23 protein-coding genes are annotated in these 17,845 nt (G+C 43.1%); all 23 read left to right on the forward strand.

Going from position 1 to position 17,845, the window contains the following annotated elements:
* The 23 genes from D5269_RS06680 to D5269_RS06790 all read left to right on the forward strand — a co-directional run bounded on the left by D5269_RS06680 (window position 1) and on the right by D5269_RS06790 (window position 17,844).
* The gene (locus D5269_RS06680; RefSeq protein WP_120484294.1) at window positions 1-4,308 is read left to right on the forward strand and encodes a DUF5906 domain-containing protein; all 4,308 of its coding nucleotides are present in this window, start codon (window positions 1-3) and stop codon (window positions 4,306-4,308) included.
* An 18-nt stretch (window positions 4,309-4,326) separates the two neighbouring features.
* A complete protein-coding gene (locus D5269_RS06685; RefSeq protein WP_120484295.1) occupies window positions 4,327-4,827 on the forward strand; it encodes a hypothetical protein in 501 nt (166 codons plus the stop codon).
* A gap of 26 nt (window positions 4,828-4,853) precedes the next feature.
* A complete protein-coding gene (locus D5269_RS06690; protein ID WP_120484296.1) occupies window positions 4,854-5,807 on the forward strand; it encodes an N-6 DNA methylase in 954 nt (317 codons plus the stop codon).
* On the forward strand, window positions 5,788-5,940 hold the full coding sequence (locus D5269_RS06695) for a hypothetical protein (RefSeq protein ID WP_166545149.1): 153 nt from the start codon (window positions 5,788-5,790) through the stop codon (window positions 5,938-5,940). Before D5269_RS06690 ends, D5269_RS06695 begins: the two co-directional genes overlap by 20 nt.
* A 24-nt stretch (window positions 5,941-5,964) precedes the next feature.
* Entirely contained in the window at window positions 5,965-6,429 is a 465-nt protein-coding gene (locus D5269_RS06700) for a hypothetical protein (RefSeq protein WP_120484297.1), read from the forward strand.
* Between the two features lie 2 nt (window positions 6,430-6,431).
* Complete coding sequence (locus D5269_RS06705; protein WP_120484298.1) at window positions 6,432-7,688, forward strand: DEAD/DEAH box helicase family protein; 1,257 nt, start codon at window positions 6,432-6,434, stop codon at window positions 7,686-7,688.
* A gap of 13 nt (window positions 7,689-7,701) precedes the next feature.
* Entirely contained in the window at window positions 7,702-7,875 is a 174-nt protein-coding gene (locus D5269_RS06710; protein WP_166545150.1) for a hypothetical protein, read from the forward strand.
* Window positions 7,876-8,148, forward strand: a complete 273-nt coding sequence (locus D5269_RS06715) for a hypothetical protein (RefSeq protein WP_120484299.1) — start codon at window positions 7,876-7,878, stop codon at window positions 8,146-8,148.
* A 291-nt stretch (window positions 8,149-8,439) separates the two neighbouring features.
* Complete coding sequence (locus D5269_RS18530; protein WP_243126681.1) at window positions 8,440-8,916, forward strand: HAD hydrolase family protein; 477 nt, start codon at window positions 8,440-8,442, stop codon at window positions 8,914-8,916.
* Window positions 8,903-9,223 (forward strand): hypothetical protein, encoded by a 321-nt coding sequence (locus tag D5269_RS06725; protein ID WP_120484300.1) that lies wholly within the window; start codon window positions 8,903-8,905, stop codon window positions 9,221-9,223. The genes D5269_RS18530 and D5269_RS06725 overlap by 14 nt, the downstream gene beginning before the upstream one ends.
* Before the next feature lie 189 nt (window positions 9,224-9,412).
* Complete coding sequence (locus D5269_RS06730) at window positions 9,413-10,132, forward strand: hypothetical protein (protein WP_120484353.1); 720 nt, start codon at window positions 9,413-9,415, stop codon at window positions 10,130-10,132.
* A 1-nt stretch (window position 10,133) separates the two neighbouring features.
* Window positions 10,134-10,373, forward strand: a complete 240-nt coding sequence (locus D5269_RS06735) for a hypothetical protein (protein WP_120484301.1) — start codon at window positions 10,134-10,136, stop codon at window positions 10,371-10,373.
* Window positions 10,357-10,881, forward strand: coding sequence for a DUF5662 family protein (locus tag D5269_RS06740; protein ID WP_120484302.1), 525 nt, complete (start codon window positions 10,357-10,359; stop codon window positions 10,879-10,881). The genes D5269_RS06735 and D5269_RS06740 overlap by 17 nt, the downstream gene beginning before the upstream one ends.
* The gene (locus D5269_RS06745; RefSeq protein ID WP_120484303.1) at window positions 10,878-11,093 is read left to right on the forward strand and encodes a hypothetical protein; all 216 of its coding nucleotides are present in this window, start codon (window positions 10,878-10,880) and stop codon (window positions 11,091-11,093) included. The genes D5269_RS06740 and D5269_RS06745 overlap by 4 nt, the downstream gene beginning before the upstream one ends.
* 296 nt (window positions 11,094-11,389) lie before the next feature.
* Entirely contained in the window at window positions 11,390-11,737 is a 348-nt protein-coding gene (locus D5269_RS06750; protein ID WP_120484304.1) for a hypothetical protein, read from the forward strand.
* Window positions 11,727-11,927: a hypothetical protein gene (locus D5269_RS06755; protein WP_120484305.1), complete on the forward strand. Its 201-nt coding sequence runs from the start codon at window positions 11,727-11,729 to the stop codon at window positions 11,925-11,927. Before D5269_RS06750 ends, D5269_RS06755 begins: the two co-directional genes overlap by 11 nt.
* A gap of 5 nt (window positions 11,928-11,932) precedes the next feature.
* Window positions 11,933-12,163 carry a hypothetical protein gene (locus D5269_RS06760; RefSeq protein WP_120484306.1) on the forward strand — a complete coding sequence of 77 codons (231 nt, stop codon included), beginning with the start codon at window positions 11,933-11,935 and terminating at the stop codon, window positions 12,161-12,163.
* 407 nt (window positions 12,164-12,570) lie between these two features.
* Window positions 12,571-12,753, forward strand: coding sequence for a hypothetical protein (locus D5269_RS06765; protein ID WP_120484307.1), 183 nt, complete (start codon window positions 12,571-12,573; stop codon window positions 12,751-12,753).
* A gap of 283 nt (window positions 12,754-13,036) precedes the next feature.
* A complete protein-coding gene (locus tag D5269_RS06770) occupies window positions 13,037-13,852 on the forward strand; it encodes a DUF6591 domain-containing protein (protein WP_120484308.1) in 816 nt (271 codons plus the stop codon).
* A gap of 127 nt (window positions 13,853-13,979) precedes the next feature.
* The gene (locus D5269_RS06775; RefSeq protein ID WP_120484309.1) at window positions 13,980-14,162 is read left to right on the forward strand and encodes a hypothetical protein; all 183 of its coding nucleotides are present in this window, start codon (window positions 13,980-13,982) and stop codon (window positions 14,160-14,162) included.
* A gap of 156 nt (window positions 14,163-14,318) precedes the next feature.
* Window positions 14,319-14,609 (forward strand): hypothetical protein, encoded by a 291-nt coding sequence (locus D5269_RS06780; RefSeq protein WP_120484310.1) that lies wholly within the window; start codon window positions 14,319-14,321, stop codon window positions 14,607-14,609.
* Window positions 14,581-15,138: a DUF2800 domain-containing protein gene (locus D5269_RS06785; protein WP_120484311.1), complete on the forward strand. Its 558-nt coding sequence runs from the start codon at window positions 14,581-14,583 to the stop codon at window positions 15,136-15,138. The genes D5269_RS06780 and D5269_RS06785 overlap by 29 nt, the downstream gene beginning before the upstream one ends.
* A gap of 3 nt (window positions 15,139-15,141) precedes the next feature.
* On the forward strand, window positions 15,142-17,844 hold the full coding sequence (locus D5269_RS06790; protein ID WP_120484312.1) for a helix-turn-helix domain-containing protein: 2,703 nt from the start codon (window positions 15,142-15,144) through the stop codon (window positions 17,842-17,844).
* Window position 17,845: the final 1 nt, after the last annotated feature.

Genomic DNA, 17,845 nt, shown 5'->3' on the forward strand with positions numbered 1-17,845 from the left:
ATGATCGACTTTTTGATGATTTCAACACGTAGTACAAAGCGTGGTGTAATAGAAATCTATCCGAAGTTCATTATTAAAAAAAGCTCCGATCTGATGATTCGAGGTGGTGACTTCTACGCTATCTGGATTGAGGAACGTGGTTTATGGTCTACGGACGAGCAGGATGCTTTGCAGCTCATTGACCGCGAACTGGATAGATATGCAGAAGAAAACCGCCGGCGCTTTGACTCCGACATAAAAGTCCTGCATATGTGGGATGCAGAATCAGGCATGATTGACTCCTGGCATAAGTATTGCCAAAAGCAGATGCGGGACTCATTCCACATGCTGGATGAAAAACTTATTTTTTTCAACACAGAGACCAATAAAAAAGATTACGCCAGTAAAAAGCTGAATTATCCGCTTGAAGCTGGCGATTTGTCTGCCTACGAAAAGCTGATGTCAACTTTATATTCCGAGGAAGAACGACGGAAGATTGAATGGGCGATTGGGTCGATTGTGTCAGGAGAATCCAAACGGTTGCAGAAATTCATGGTGTTATATGGAGCCGCAGGAACAGGTAAATCCACAGTCCTGAACATCATCCAGCAGCTTTTTGAAGGGTATTACTCAGTATTCGACGCAAAAGCACTGGGGTCATCCAGTAATTCTTTTGCGTTGGAGGCATTTAAAAGCAACCCTCTTGTGGCGATTCAGCATGACGGCGACCTGTCCAGAATTGAAGATAACACAAGGCTTAACAGTCTGGTTTCTCATGAACTTATGACGGTGAACGAAAAGTTCAAATCGACCTACGCCAACCGATTCAAGTGCTTTCTCTTTATGGGAACAAATAAGCCGGTGAAGATTACAGACGCGAAGTCCGGTTTGATTCGGAGATTGATAGACGTTTCGCCAACAGGCAACAAACTGAATCCTAACGATTACAAGGATATTGTAAAACGGGTTGGATTTGAACTGGGGGCGATTGCGTATCACTGTCAGGAAGTATATTTATCCACTCCGGGTATGTATGACGATTATATTCCGATTGCTATGCTTGGGGCGTCCAATGATTTCTATAACTTCATTGTTGATTCGTACCATGTGTTCAAAAAAGAAGACGGAACGACAATGAAAGCGGCATGGGAGATGTACAAGACCTACTGTGATGAAGCAAAGGTGTCTTTTCCATTCTCCCAAAGAATCTTTAAGGAGGAATTGAAAAACTATTTTCGGGACTACAAGGAACGGTTCAATCTTGAAGATGGTTCGCGGGTTCGCAGTTACTATTCCGGATTCCGGACTGAGAAATTTGAAACCGAAAAAAATCCGGCAGGTGAAAATGCGGAAACAAAACCAACATCCATCGAGTTCAAAGAGCAGGAATCTGTTTTCGACAAGGAATGTGAAACCTGCCCGGCCCAATACGGAACAGATGCTGGTACGCCTGGGAAAAAGTGGGCGAATGTCAAAACAACCTTGGCCTCTTTGGATACTTCACAATTACACTATGTCAAGGTTCCCGAAAACCATATCGTAATTGATTTTGATATTCCGGACGAGGAGGGAAATAAATCTTTTGAAAGGAATGTAGAAGAAGCAAGTAAATGGCCGCCAACTTATGCGGAACTCAGTAAAAGCGGATGCGGAGTGCATCTGCATTATATTTATACGGGAGATCCGGCAAGACTGAGCCGCATTTATGATGACCATGTAGAAGTTAAGGTGTTCACAGGCAACAGTTCATTAAGACGAAAAGTGTCGAAATGCAACAACCTGCCTATCGCGACAATTAGCTCTGGTTTACCGCTGAAAGGAGAAAATAAAATGGTAAATTTTGAAGCAGTTCAAAGCGAGAAAGGGCTTAGAACACTGATAAAACGTAATCTCAACAAAGAGATTCATCCGGGTACTAAGCCCAGTATCGACTTTATTTACAAAATACTGGAGGATGCATATTCCAGTGACTTAAAATATGATGTCACGGATATGAGGAATGCAGTATTGGCATTTGCAGCGAACAGTTCTCATCAGGCTGATTACTGTATCAAGTTGGTAAACAAGATGCAGTTTAAATCTGCCGACACGTCCACAGCCGTGAAAAATGAGAATGCGAAACTGATATTTTATGACGTTGAGGTCTTTCCCAACCTGTTTCTTGTAAACTGGAAAATCGAAGGTGAGGGAAAGCCGGTTGTACGGATGATTAACCCGACGCCATCTGAGATAGAGGACTTAATGAGGTTCCGTTTAGTTGGATTTAATTGCCGCAGGTATGACAATCATATTCTGTACGCCCGGCTTATGGGATATTCAAACGAGCAGCTCTATAATCTGTCCCAGAAAATTATCAATGGCAGCGCAAATTGTTTCTTCGGAGAAGCCTACAATGTCAGTTATACAGACGTTTATGACTTCGCTTCTGCCGGAAACAAAAAAAGCCTGAAGAAGTTGGAAATCGAAATGGGAAATGTCACAGAAAAGGAGCTGAAAAAGAAAGGGTTTTCCGATGACGAAATTAGAATCATCAAAGCGGGAACCCATCACCAGGAGCTTGGCTTACCGTGGGATCAACCTGTACCGGAAGAACTTTGGACAAAGGTTGCCGAATACTGTGATAACGATGTAATTGCTACCGAGGCGTCTTTTGTTTACTTGAAAGCGGATTGGACGGCAAGGCAGATTCTGGCGGATTTGGCGGATATGACCGTCAACGACACGACGAACAGCCTAACTACCAGAATTATATTTGGAAATAACCGAAAGCCGCAGGATCAGTTCCACTACCGTAATCTGGCAGAACCGGTGCATGATTTGGACGAGGAAACATATTCATTCCTTGCTGAAGCGTGTCCGGAGATGATGGAACGAACTCACGGTGAAGCAGGCAGTTTTCTTCCATATTTTCCTGGTTACAAGTTCGAAAATGGAAAATCCACTTACCGCGACGAAGAAGTCGGCGAAGGCGGGTATGTCTATGCCGAACCTGGGATGTATGGGAATGTGGCGTTGCTGGACGTTTCCTCAATGCATCCACACAGCGCAATCGCAGAAGTCCTATTCGGCGTGAAATTCACAAGAGCATTTCGGGATATTGTCGAAGGGCGTGTAAGCATCAAGCATGAAGCATGGGATATTGTCAATACGATGCTGGATGGAAAGCTCACACCGTATATCCAGAAAGTAATTGACGGTGAAATGACATCCAAGCAGCTTGCTGATGCTCTGAAGACAGCAATCAATTCGGTTTACGGCCTTACTTCTGCCTCTTTCGAGAACGCATTCCGCGATCCGAGAAACAAAGACAATATTGTAGCTAAACGAGGAGCTCTGTTCATGATTAACCTCAAACATGAGGTGCAGGAACGGGGCTTTACTGTTGCCCATATCAAGACAGATTCTATCAAGATTCCTGACGCTACGCCGGAAATTATCCAGTTTGTTATGGATTATGGTAAACGGTATGGGTACACATTTGAGCACGAGGCTACATACGACCGGATGTGCTTGGTGAATGACGCGGTCTATATTGCCAAGTACAAAGATGGTAAGCACGCCGGCGAATGGACAGCTACCGGTACCCAGTTTGCAGTTCCTTATGTGTTCAAGAAACTTTTCAGTGGAGAAGATATTGCTTTCGAGGATATGTGCGAGACCAAATCTGTAAGTAGCGCTTTATATTTGGATATGAACGAAGGGCTGCCAGATGTGTCTGAAGAAGAAAAGCAATACGCAAAGTTGCTAAAAGAACTTAGCGATGTATCAAAACTCGAAGATCCGATGACTGATGAATGTCAGGAATTTGAAAGACTTGGAAAGATTATTGCTGATGGGCACTGCTATCGTTTCATCGGAAAAATCGGACAGTTCTGCCCTATCAAGGACGGGTGCGGCGGCGGACTCTTAATGCGGGAGAAAAATGGAAGATACTACGCCGCTACTGGTTCAAAAGGATACAGGTGGCTGGAATCGGAAATGGTTCGGGAGTTGGACAAGCAAGATGATATCGACCGCAGCTATTATGACAAGTTAGTTGATGATGCAGTTAAGACTATTTCGGAGTATGGCGATTTCGAATGGTTTGTTTCCGACGACCCGTATATTAAGGAGCTTGGTGCCAACGACGCTGATGTTGATTCCGAGGTTCCATCGTGGATGCCGCCTTGCGGGGAAATGAAATATGCGACGTGCTTTGATTGTCCGAACTTCCATAACGACAAGTTCCATATGGACTGTAACCTTGGGTACGATATTTCGGATGTGATTATGAGCCATTCCATGAATCCGCCGGAAGACAATCCCAATGAAGAATATTTACCATTTTAAAAGAAAAGGAGAACGATTATGTCTAAAAGAGTAAACGACAACATCATCATGGAGAATGCCCGTATCATCTTCCGGAACTTTTCCGGTAAAGAGGGAAAGTATAACAGAGCTGGAAGCCGCAATTTCTGTGTTGTGATTGACGACCCGGAACTGGCCCAGAGATTGGCTGAGGAGGGGTGGAACATCCGTGTTCTTACCCCGAAGGATGAGGGCGATGAGCCGAAGCACTATCTCCAGGTCGCGGTAAGCTTTGAAAATATCCCACCAAAGGTGTTCATGATTACCAGAAGAACGAAAACGCAGTTGGACGAGGAGGCGATTGACTCTCTGGACTATGCTGAGATTCGTAATGTGGATTTGACCATTCGGCCCTACAACTGGGTAATCCAGGAAGGAACGAAGAACGAGAAATCTGGGGTTAAGGCATATTTAAAAAATATGTATGTCACCATCGAGGAAGATGAATTTGCGGAAAAGTATGCCGAAATGGAGGGCCCGGACGAGCTTCCATTCAACTAAGACTTATATTTTTGAAAGGAGAAACTATGGCGTTTTGGAAGAAAAAGAAGAAGCAGACCACAGCCAAAAAGAAAACGCCTGCCACTTCGCCTAAGACGGATTCGCCAAAAATGAAGCCGGTTCCGGAATGGAAACCTACGATTTCAATGCCGACCTACAAACCGCCGAGCAAAGATGTTGATTCAGAAGTTCCCAAAAAGCCGGAGCCGAAACCCAAAACAAGTCCCAGAAAAAATGACGGTAGAAAGGAGTTCTTGGATTCTTTCAGAAAACTTACCTATCGTCATAGAGCTTGGGATATTTGGAGGGATTTCGTAATCATGTTTGCCTGCTCGCTCTCGAATCCAGTGGATAAATTCCATTATGATGAGCGGGAAGCCAGATATATGAAAATCATCAAGAAATACAATAAACAGGAACAGGCGATATTTCCTGAACTTGCTGCTCAGACAGTCTTGGCCTTGGAAGAAAACCAGGAACAGGACTTTCTGGGCAGTATTTTTATGGAACTCAATTTAGGCAATGAGTCCGGAGGGCAATTCTTTACACCGTATCACGTTTGTGAACTTATGGCGGAAATTGCCTTAGGTGATAATGTGGCTCAGCAGGTTAATGAACAGGGCTACATAACTATCTGTGACTCATGCTGTGGCGCGGGAGCCACTTTGATTGCTGGTGTTCATGCCGCAAGAAAGCAGTTGGAGAAGGAACCTTTGAATTATCAGAACCACGTTTTGGTAGTTGCACAGGATATTGACGAGATTGTGGCTCTGATGTGCTATATTCAGCTTTCTCTGCTGGGCGTGGCAGCTTATATCAAGGTCGGTAACACCTTTACAGAACCTATTGCTGAGGGTGACTCGACGGAAAATTACTGGTTTACAATGATGTATTTTTCCGATGTGTGGGCAATGCGAAGAATGGTTCGTAAAATGGACGAGCTTTTGAAAGGAGAATCTGATGAAAGAAAGGCTGACTAATCTGCTGAGGGAGATTGATTTCTTCTTGAACAATTCTCCCATAGAAGATGACTGCACTAATAAGGAAAACGAAATGTATTCCGATATGGCGAATCTGAAAAACAGCATCGAAGCGGTGCTTGAAGACATGTAAACAAACATTGAAAGGAGAAAAATCATGAGCAAGGAAATGAACGCACGCGAGTTTATGAAAACCATGGAGGGATTGATCAACTCTCCGAATCAGAAGCTGATTGGTGACATGAGAGGCGGTTATGTATACGCAGCCGATACTGATAAGCCGGAATTGATGTATGCTGCCACTGAAATCAGCAAAGCGAACCGGAGGGCAACGGAGGCGGAGAATCGTCTTGATGCTTTTAAATATGCGGTGAACGATGTGTTCGGTACTGCGGAACTGCATAGAAAAATGGCACTGGAGATCAAGAAAGTCATCTTCAACAATCCAGTAACCATTGTCTTCTGGGCAGACGGCACCAAGACAGTAGTAAAGGCAAAAAATGAAGACTTCGATCCGGAGAAGGGTCTGGCGATGGCTATCGCAAAGAAAGCGTTGGGTAATAAGGGCAGCTATTTTAACAAGATTAAGAGATGGACCAACGACTACAACGAGGAAAGTTGATTATGGCGGGGGTGCAGCTCTACGACTATCAATTGGATGCTGTCAAGAAGATGAAAAATGGCTGCATTCTTTGTGGTGGCGTAGGTAGTGGAAAATCACGAACTGCACTTGCTTACTATTATATTTGCAATGGCGGAGAAATCGATACCGAAGAGTATGCGGTGATGGATGACGTTGGAATTAAAGACCTTTATATCATCACAACCGCTCGTAAACGGGATACGAAGGAATGGGAGGGTGAGTTATCGCCCTTCCTTCTTTCTACTTCTCACGAATTCAATCTGTATCGAAACAAAGTAATTGTAGATTCGTGGAATAACATAAAAAAATACGCAGAGATTACGGGCGCCTTCTTTATATTTGATGAGCAGCGTGTGGTTGGCTCTGGTACATGGGTGAAGTCGTTTCTGCAAATAGCAAAAAGGAATCAATGGATTCTTCTTTCCGCTACTCCGGGAGATACTTGGCAGGATTATATTCCGGTCTTTATTGCAAATGGGTTTTATCGGAATAGAACCGAGTTTACCAGAGAGCATATTGTTTACAGCCGATTCAGCAAATTTCCGAAAGTGGATAGATATTTGAATACTGGTCGGTTGATACGACGGCGGAATGATATTTTGGTAAACATGGATTTCAAGAGAACAACCGTTTCGCATCATGAAGATGTCTTTGTTAGGTACAACATCGAGAAGTACAAAGATGTGGGAAGAACCAGATGGAATCCTTATAAGGACGAGCCAATTGTCAATGCGGGTGAGCTTTGTTATGTCTGGAGAAAGATTGTAAATACCGACCAATCAAGGCAAGTGGCATTACTGGAAATCATCGAGAAGCATCCCAGAGCTATTATATTCTACAATTTTGACTACGAACTTGATATATTGAAGAATTTGGCTTACGGAAATGATGTTGAAATTGCAGAATGGAATGGGCATTGTCATCAACCGGTTCCGGATAGTAAAAAGTGGGTGTATTTGGTTCAGTATAATGCTGGTGCTGAAGGTTGGAACTGTATCAAGACGGATACCATTATATTTTACTCACAAAACTATTCCTACAAAATCATGAAGCAATCGTCTGGACGAATTGATAGGTTAAATACACCGTTCAAGGATTTATATTATTACCATTTGAAATCTCGTTCGGGGATTGATTTGGCAATTAGTAGGACGTTAAAAGAAAAGAAAGATTTTAATGCAACAGGATATGCGAAGCGGTATACATTTACTCCCGAAGCATTACCTAAAGCCGCATAGAAAGGAGAATTTAATGAAGGGGAAAGCCGATACCATCCTTGTAAGCTTTGACTATACACATGGGGATATTCCGGTACTGATTGTTGGTAGAAAAGATAAAGGCGAGATTGATATTATCAACGCTTTTAAGGGCGATGAAGCAAAGGAGTTATATCAGAAACTTACAATGAAGAAAGGAGAAGTGTGAATGGGACTATCACAGTTATCTGAAAGATGTCGGAAGTGTCCTTTTGTTGATAAATGCGATCATAAACGAATGGAAGCTCTGGCATATTTACCCGAACCGCAAATAGCAATGAATGCTTCTCAATCTGCGGGTATAGATGCAGCACAACCTCTGCTCCGTGAAACCATGACAATTCATATAGCAGGAAAACCGGTGGTGGTCTATAAGGATGAGATAGAAAAGCAACTATACAACCATTTATATTCTCATTTTGGACTACAATATGGAGGATGATTCGATGACTACGGATGAATGGAATGCGTTACTTAATAAGCTCACGGAAGCATAGGAACAATTTGCAGTTACTGTTAGGCAGGCTGCGGACACACTCGCAAAAATATTTGGACAGATTCGTGATGAGGAAGAAAAACGCGCCAAAGAAAAAGCAATGTTTGTGCCTCATTGTAAAAAGAATCAGTATCTAAAAAACTACACGCCGAGATATAAGGTGGAAAGGAGAATTCAAAAGCATCTCCCCTATCAACGGCGTAATTACTAATTGGTTTTCTGAAAGGAGAAAAAGAGATGGAAAACAAAATTATTGCGGTGGATTTTGACGGTACTTTGTGCAAAAACAAGTGGCCGGAAATCGGAGAAGCAAACAAAGAGATGATTACATATCTGAAAGACCGGCAGGCGAATGGATACAAGCTCATCCTCTGGACATGTCGGGTGGACGATATGCTGAAAAATGCAATTAGCTGGTCTGCCGAGCAGGGACTTGTGTTTGATGCTGTCAACGAGAACCTGCCGGAAATTGTGGCATCTTTCGGGACGGATACGAGAAAGATATTTGCCAACGAATATATTGACGACCGGAATGCTTGGCTTCCTTCAAAGGAGGTAGCGGACATTCTTTATCTCTGTGACGGAAAACAGTGTGGTGATTCCTGTCCGTCGGCGGAATGTAAGCACACTTCGGATATATCTCACGCCAAGAATTTTGTAAAGGGAGATTACGATTCTTACTGGGAAAAGAGGAACAGCGATGAACCGAAGTAGATTTATTCAGGGACTGAAAAGCGACATTCAGCTTTCAGAAAAAGAACGCCGGCGAATTATTCGGAACAGCATAAAAAAGTATCCATGGAAACTGAAATGCACTGTCGCTATGGAGGAGTTCGCCGAGTTGCAGCAACAGGTCAGTAAACAGATTCGTGGATATGGTGACAAACTTGGACTCTTGGAAGAGATAGCAGACGCTTATATTTGCTTATCTTTTCTGGAGTCCATTTTTGATGTCAAGCCAGAGGATTTGCAAAAGGCTATTGACGTAAAATTACAGAGAGAAAGAGAGAATTGCCGATGAGTGATGTAAAAAATTGTACCACCTGCACAGAAGCTATATTTTGTTCTTCTTGGGGTAGGTACAGATGCAAAATAAGAAAAATACGAATTCGACCCGATGATAATGAGTGTGCATACTGCGGTTTATATAAGAAAGGAAAGCCGGATAACGATTGCCGCTGCAAAGTGTGTGAGGAAAGGAGCAAAGAAGATGATTAAGATTGAAAAGGTAAGTATTCATGGTCTGGAGGAGACCATCAGAGGGATGCGTAACCCGATGAACAGTTGGGATAAGTCCGACAGCGGGATTTGTAAAGGCGGTGACGATGGTATCGGCTGTGAGAACTGTGCGAAAGAGGTTCCCTGCGAGCATACATACGACCACTCCTTCCAGCTTGGTAAAGCCGATCACGAGCTGATGATGAAACTGGCAGCAGGCGGGCCGGTTCACGCAAAGTACCGCCGGATGATTACGGTGTACCTGGATATTACTGCTCCGCTCTACTGGTGGAAGGAGTTCGATACCTATAAAGTAGGTACCGTAGCCAACTCCTGTTCGACCATGCATAAAATCCATGCTAAGGAGTTTACGTTGGAGGATTTTTCGCATGAACACCTGATCGGGTTCTGGGAGACTCCTCTCCGTGAAACAATCGAAATGCTCAATAAGACGAGAGATTTATATTTGGAGAGCAACAAGAAAGATAAAGAGCTGTGGTATAGAATGATTCAGCTACTCCCCTCTTCCTACAACCAGAAACGGACGGTTATGCTGAACTACGAAGTGCTTGTCGGTATTTATCGCTGGCGTAAAGATCACAAGCTGGATGAATGGCGTGAGTTCTGTCGGTGGATTAAACAACTTCCGTACAGCGAGATTATTACTGGGGATTCGGAAAAAATGTATGCTGACGGGAAAGAGGTGAACTGAAATGACTTTTGATATTCTGCAAAAAATCATCAAAGAAAATAACATTCCATCAAATGTTCATTTAACGAGCGATAGCGGGTGGGAATGCGATGCGACAGAAATGAATGGCGTGTATTACAACGAAGCAAAAAACGAAATTGTTTTTACTCAAGAGGGAAGCGTATACGATTATAGTTATCGTGACTCTTATTCATGGAAAAATATCTACAGTAAGGAGGATTCCAATGAGTGCACAGTATGATTTATATTTGCAGCAGCACCGCAACAACGTCTATAAAGGCTTTCGGTGGATTCAGGAGAACCTTCCCGAACTGTTGGTAGATGGTGTGGCTTGGCAGACAGAGTTTGCACACGATACTTCCAAGAATGAGCCGGATGAGTATGAAGCCTACGACCGGTATTTCTATGGCAACAACAAATCTTATCAGGTTGTTCAGGAGTACAGACGGGCTTGGCTTCTGCATATTCATAGAAATCCTCATCATTGGCAGCACTGGGTTCTCATTAACGATGACCCCAAAGAGGGTGAGATTGCCCTGGATATACCTTACAATTATATTCTCGAAATGATTTGCGATTGGTGGGCGTTCAGTTGGCAGAAGGATAATCTCAATGAGATATTCAACTGGTATGACGAGCATAAGGCTTACATAAAAATGAGTCCGAAAACTCGGAAGTCGGTTGAAGCCATTCTTGAAAAGATGAAAGAGAAGCTTTCCGAATCTAATTCGAAAGGAGAAAATTTATGAATTTTGTACAGTATATGCTTGCTTTTTTGGTCCTCTATCTTTGCGCGTATGCGCTGATTAACAGAGTGTGCCAGTGTATTGAGCACTGTGCGACCGCCAGAGCATATTCCAAATTCAGAGAAAACGGTGTGCTGGTAAAGATGGATGATGTAGAGGCAGGTATCATGAAATCGAAAAAGGAGAAGGACAATGTCAAAGAAACAGTTTCATAAGTTGATTCTTCATTTTGTTCTGACTTTGGCAGCGATTGTGGTCTTATTGATTGCAGTCGCTTTTTTCGTGGCTTGGATTGCCTGGAGATCGGGCGCACCGTTGCCGTCGTAAAGGGAGGATATTATGTGGAGGCGTGAATTGATAAAGAACAAATTATATTCCGCTGCGCTTATCTCTCTGGGAGCCCTTAGCATCCCGATTGAATATGATGCAACGGCTTTTATATTCACCCTGATAATGGGACTACCGCTCTTCTTTGCAAAGGAGAACTGGATTATGTGAGGAGGGCTGTGAGATGCGGATAAAGAAAGCTGCTGGGAAAGTATACGGAGCCGCTATGACTGTTGCCGAGAAAAAAGCTATGAACCTCGAAATTCAGAGGCAACTCGCAGAGTACGATAAAAAACACGCGACAGAAATTGACGCGCTCATTTTATGGGTTCTCCATTCAGAGTTCGGTTTTGGAGAAAAAAGGCTGCGTAGGTTCTATGACCGATTCAACAAAGCCATAGCAGAACTTCTCGAACGATATGTTATGGAGGAGAACGATAAAGTTTGGCTTTGTACATATTTATTGAAGCAATATGGAATCGATCTGGAAAAATGGCGTGAAGAAGGAGGTGAGAAGTCTTTTGACGGATAGAGATTTACGAAAGAATGCAGAGGGTTATTCTGACCCGACTGCTTATGAGGCTATGAAGAATCTGGATAGGGATGACGAGCGGTTTCACAAACTGTTACATACCATCTTTGATATGTGTGAACTGGCCGGCTTCCATCTGGAGGAGCGAATCGTTTTACGGGACGAGCAGACAGGAAAGATTTGGAGGTAGAACTTATGGCAACATGTGAAAAATTGGAGGTGAAGTTTGTGGACGGAGGAGTTAGGGAGACAATGTGTACTCGTTGTACACACAGAAAAGTATGCAAAAACATCGAAACATACATGGAATTTCTCAAGAAATCCGAGAGAGTGTACGAAGAATTTCCGAAAGATGTTGATTTTATAGAGCGGAAAGATCCGGTATGCAGATTCTACGATAAGAAACCCGACGTCAATTTACGGTGAATTTTGTCGTCCGTATCGGTCTTCGGAGCCCGATGAAGGCTAATCTAGGTTAAAAATCTCTGCCCACTTTTGGTTTTTGAAAATGGGCTTTTGGTCAGAAAAAGTGGGTTTGGGGTGAATCTGGGTAGAATTTGGGCAGCCTTTTGAGATTTGTACGGACGATTTTACCCGGGTTTCTGCCCACTTGCCCACTTTCTGCCCACTTTTAAAACATGAATTTGGCCACAAATTTGGAGATTCGACCATCGAAAAACCCAGTATTTATGCGGGTTTGCGGGTTTTGAAAAATTAAAAAGCCCACTTGCCCACTTTTTTTCTTAAACTATTATGATAGAAAGTTTAATAGTATATATAAATAGGGACGGAAAAAGTGGGTTTTTGGCCACAAGCAAGAAAAGAGGTGTTATATGAGTAAAAAAGTTACATGGCTTGAAATCTACAAGGACTTTCAGAGGAGGTTTCCGAGGCTGTCAAAAAACGCTGCCCGCTACCAGCCGAATGGGTATCTGTCCATACTGGTATATTTTATGGATGGTACGAAGATGGTCTATGACTATATGGAGCAGCGGGGACAATTGATTACGGCATAAAGCCTATAGCACAAATTTCCGAAAATGTCAAGCGATTGGCGGAAAATTTCTTGGAAAGTGTTTCTTTTTTCGGCTGGTTGTGCTATACTTATTCTGCGACACAATTTCATATATCTCGTTTAAGGGAAATCACTTTGGCAAAGGGTGTTTTTTCTCTTTACTTATGCCTTAAACGGGATGAGATTGTGTCGCAACAATGAGGGATTCACTTTTGCGGGTGCGTCTCATCATTGGGGCGCACTTTTTTATTGCGCTAAAATATTGAATAATTGGAGGAGACGAGATGAAAAGAGCAATAACAATTTTTTTAATCGGCATTATGATGCTGGTTATGTCGGCATGTGGCTGGAAGCCTGCGTCGGATGAGATTGAAATGGAGTCTGAATCTGTTGGAACAACTGAGGAACAGGATTCTTCGACATCCGATACAAAAACAGAAAGTAGCGAAGACGAGATTCATTATGCGGATTTGCTCCCGGTTACTACTGATTATTTTAAGAACGGAGAGATTTCAATCATCGACCCAGATGGTGGAACAGCCTATTCTTTTCGTGTTGCAAACTATCAGGATGGAGAATACGAAGAATATATTGAGGCGTGTAAATCAAATGGGTTTGACGATGTTACATATGAGGGCGAGAACGACGGTGGAAAAATGTTTTATGCCTATAGCGGTGACGGAAAATATTATCTACAAGTAATGTTGGGATATCAAATTGAAGCTGTCGATATTATTTGCAAAGAGAGTACAAAAGACCGAGGCGATTCTAGTACAGCATCAGAGGAAAGCGAAACTCCAAAAGAACCCGCGACATCGGAAGAAACTTCTAACAATAGTAATATCAGTCCAGAATTTAAAGAGGCAATGGACAGTTACGAAGAATTCTTTAATGAGTATTGTGAGTTTATGAAGAAGTATACAAATTCTGATGACGCCGCATCGATGCTTGCCGATTATACGGATTATATGACTAAGTATACCGAAACAATGGAAAAGATGGACACAATAAATCAGGATGAGTTATCAACGGCCGAAGTAGCTTATTATACTGAGGTGTCGGCGCGGATTTCTCAGAAATTATTGGAAGTTGCTCAATAACAGAAAAAGAACACAACTAAATAGAGCTTCATTATACAGAGATGCTTTTGAGTGTCTCTGTTTTTTTTACGCTTAAATTACAAGCTCTATTATGGAAAAATTCATTTTCTGAAAGGAGAAAACTATCATGAAAAAAATTATTAAAGGTTTGAAGGTGTTTGGAGGACTTTATGTATTTGTTACGGTGGCACTGTGGTTCTTTATTGGAATCAGTTTGCTTCCCGATAAATGTCGTAAGGGATATAGCTGTATTCAGGCTGATGTTGAATTGTTTGAGGAAGCTGTTGAACGTTTTAAAAAATGGATTTAAAGAGACGGAGCCGCCAACAACGGCTCTTTCTTTTGCTCTTTTTTGCCTCGCGAAAAAAACATTCCCTTTTATGAAGAGAGAGGATAAAATAGCCATTTTTAAAGACTACATTCTCTTTTTCGTTTTCTGAAAAACAAAGAAAGGAGGCTCGCTGAAATGTTGGAGAGCAATTTTCAGGCGCAGTTGATAAAAGAACTGAAAAAAATGTTTCCCGGTTGCATCGTTACAAAGAACGATTCCAGTTATATTCAGGGCATTCCGGATTTGACCATCCTCTACAAGAACAAGTGGGCTTCCTTGGAATGTAAGAAAAGCGCTGGAGCAAAAAAGCAGCCAAATCAAGAATACTATGTCGGATTGATGAACGAGATGTCGTTTTCAAGATTCATCTGTCCGGAGAACAAGGAGGAAGTGTTATATGAACTTCAACAATCATTTGAATCTTGAAGGGCAACACGCTTTTCTCGGCGCAAGTAAATATCATTGGATTAACTATGATGAGTCCAAGGTCGCCGAATCCTATTCAAAGTTTTTGGCAACACAAAAAGGAACTGTTCTTCATGAGTTCGCAGCACAGTGTATTCGGTTAGGGCAAAAGCTGCCGAAGTCGCAGAAAACATTGAATATGTATGTGAACGATGCCATCGGATTCAAAATGGTTCCTGAACAGGTTCTCTTTTATTCGGAGAATTGCTTTGGAACAGCGGACAGCATTGCGTTTAGAAACGGTTTGCTTAGAATTCACGATTTGAAGACCGGTGTGATTCCGGCACACATGGAGCAGCTTATGATTTACGCTGCTCTTTTTTGTTTGGAATATAAAGTGAAGCCTGGCGAAATTGAAATCGAATTGCGTCTGTATCAGAACAATGAAATTTTGTATCACGCTCCAACGGCTGAAGAAATTGTTCCAATCATCGATAAGATTATCACCTTTGATAAGATTATCAATAAAATCAAAGAACAGGAGGGCTAAGCCATGAATCCCATTGCGGAAGAAATGTTAATGCATTACGGGATGCCGAGACGTTCCGGCAGATATCCTTGGGGTTCTGGAGATAACCCTTATCAGCGCAGCGGAGATTTTTTGAGCCGTGTTGAGGAATTAAAAAAGAAGGGATTAAGCGAAACTGAGATTGCAAAATCAATGGGTCTCACCACAACACAGTATCGTGTTCAGAAATCGTTAGCCAAAGATGAAAGGCGCGCGTTGGATGTGGCAAGAGCCAGGTCTCTCCGCGAGGATGGAAAAAGCCTGAATGAAATTGCAGAGATTATGGGGTTCTCTAATGATTCTTCTGTCCGCTCTCTTTTGAATGAAGGGTCTGAGGCCCGAATGAATCAGGCAAAAAAGACCGCCGAATTCCTTAAGAAACAAATCGAAGAAAAAGGAATGATTGACGTTGGAACCGGCGTTGAGCGAGAACTCGGAATTTCAAAAGAGAAACTGAATCAGGCACTTTACATATTGGAACAGGAAGGTTATCCGGTTTACGGCGGAGGTGTTCCACAGGTTACAAATCCTGGTAAACAGACAAACATCAAAGTTATCTGTCCTCCTGGAACGGAACATAGGGAGATCTACAATTTTGAGAATGTCCATTCTTTGAGCGATTACATTTCCCAAGACGGTGGCGAGACATTTAGAAAAGCTTTTGAGTATCCGGCCAGTATGGATTCTGCCAGATTAAAGATTCGTTATGGTGATGATGGAGGTTCCGACAAAGATGGCGTTATTGAACTTCGGCGAGGAGTAAAGGACTTGTCATTGGGTGATGCTCATTATGCCCAGGTTCGTATCATGGTAGACGGAACCCATTACTTAAAAGGAATGGCTATTTATTCCGATGATCTGCCAGACGGAGTCGATGTCCTGTTCAACACCAACAAAAAAACCGGAACTCCAGTTATGGATGTTTTAAAAAAGATAAAGGACGATCCGGATAATCCGTTTGGTTCGCTGATTAAGGAACATGGCGGACAAAGTTATTATGACGATCCAAAAGGAAAATATACCGATCCGATGACAGGAAGGAAACAATCCTTGTCTCTCATTAACAAACGTGCCGAGGAAGGGGACTGGGGGGAATGGAGCGATCATTTACCTTCTCAGTTTCTGTCCAAGCAGAGCCTGTCTCTTATCAAAAAACAGCTTGGATTGGCGTCTGCCGATAAGCAGGCAGAGTTTGATGAAATTTGTTCCCTTACAAACCCGACAGTAAAGAAAGCTCTGCTGAAATCCTTTGCTGATGACTGTGATTCTGCGGCGGTTCATCTACAGGCTGCGGCTTTGCCCAGACAAAAGTATCAGGTTATCTTACCTATCACCTCTATGAAGGACAATGAAGTATACGCCCCTAACTATAAGAATGGTGAGCAGGTTGCCCTTATCCGTTTTCCACATGGCGGCACCTTTGAAATTCCGGTTCTTGTGGTAAACAATAAACAGGCAGATGCAAAGCGGATTCTCGGCAATGCCAAAGATGCTGTGGGGATTAACAGTAAGGTTGCAGAGCGTTTATCGGGAGCAGACTTCGATGGCGATACCGTTATGGTAATCCCGACTGGCGGAAAGGTTAAGATCACATCGACTCATGCGTTGAAAGGTTTGGAAGGATTCGACCCTAAGCTTGAATACGGCGGAAAACCGGAAGGAAGTTTTAAGGCTATGAAGAATACCCAGACTGAAATGGGTAAGATTTCAAACCTCATTACAGACATGACTCTTCGCGGTGCTACTCCGGAAGAACTTGCCCGTGCGGTACGGCACAGCATGGTTGTAATCGATGCTGAAAAACACAAACTCGATTACAAGCAGAGTGAGGTGGATAACGGGATTGCGTCTCTGAAAAAGAAATATCAGGGAAGCTATGATGAGGATGGTCGGTATCATGAAGGGGCTGCAACTTTGATTTCCAGAGCTAAGTCTGAAACCTCCGTTCTTAAAAGAAAAGGAAGTCCGATTATAGACCCGGAAACCGGAGAACAAAGCTACAAGGAAGTTTATGAAGAATATACCGACCGGAATGGACATACCAGAGTAAGGACCCAGGCAAGCACAAAAATGGCGGAGACCAGGGATGCATTCAGTCTGGTATCAGATGCCGACACCCCGCAGGAGAGAGCCTACGCTACCTATGCCAATGAGATGAAGACCCTTGCTAACCGGGCTCGTAAGGAAATGGTAAGCACCGGTAAGATCGCCTACTCTGCCTCCGCCAAAGAGACCTACCAGGAGGAAGTAGATCACCTGATGGCCCAGTTAAATGTAGCCCTCATGAACGCCCCCCGTGAAAGGCAGGCCCAGGTTATTGCAAATGCTACCGTGGCTGCCAAGAAACAGGAAAACCCGGATATGACGAGAAGCGAAATAAAGAAAGCCTCCCAGCAGGCGTTGACTGCGGCCCGTAGTTCTGTAGGAGCCTCCCGGGAAACCATTTCAATAAGTGACCGTGAATGGGAAGCAATTCAGGCTGGCGCTATTAGCGAGAACAGACTCACCCAAATCATTAACAACATTGATATCGATACCCTCAGGCAACGTGCAACACCGAGAATAACTACAACTCTTAGCACAGCCAAGGTAAACAAGATTGCGTCTATGAGTGCTTCTGGGTATAGTACAGCCGAGATAGCTGAAGCGCTCGGTGTATCACCTTCGACCGTGAACAAATACCTCTAAT

It is taken from the genome of Anaerotruncus sp. 1XD42-93, from assembly GCF_009917605.1.
Classification (GTDB): domain Bacteria; phylum Bacillota; class Clostridia; order Oscillospirales; family Ruminococcaceae; genus Anaerotruncus.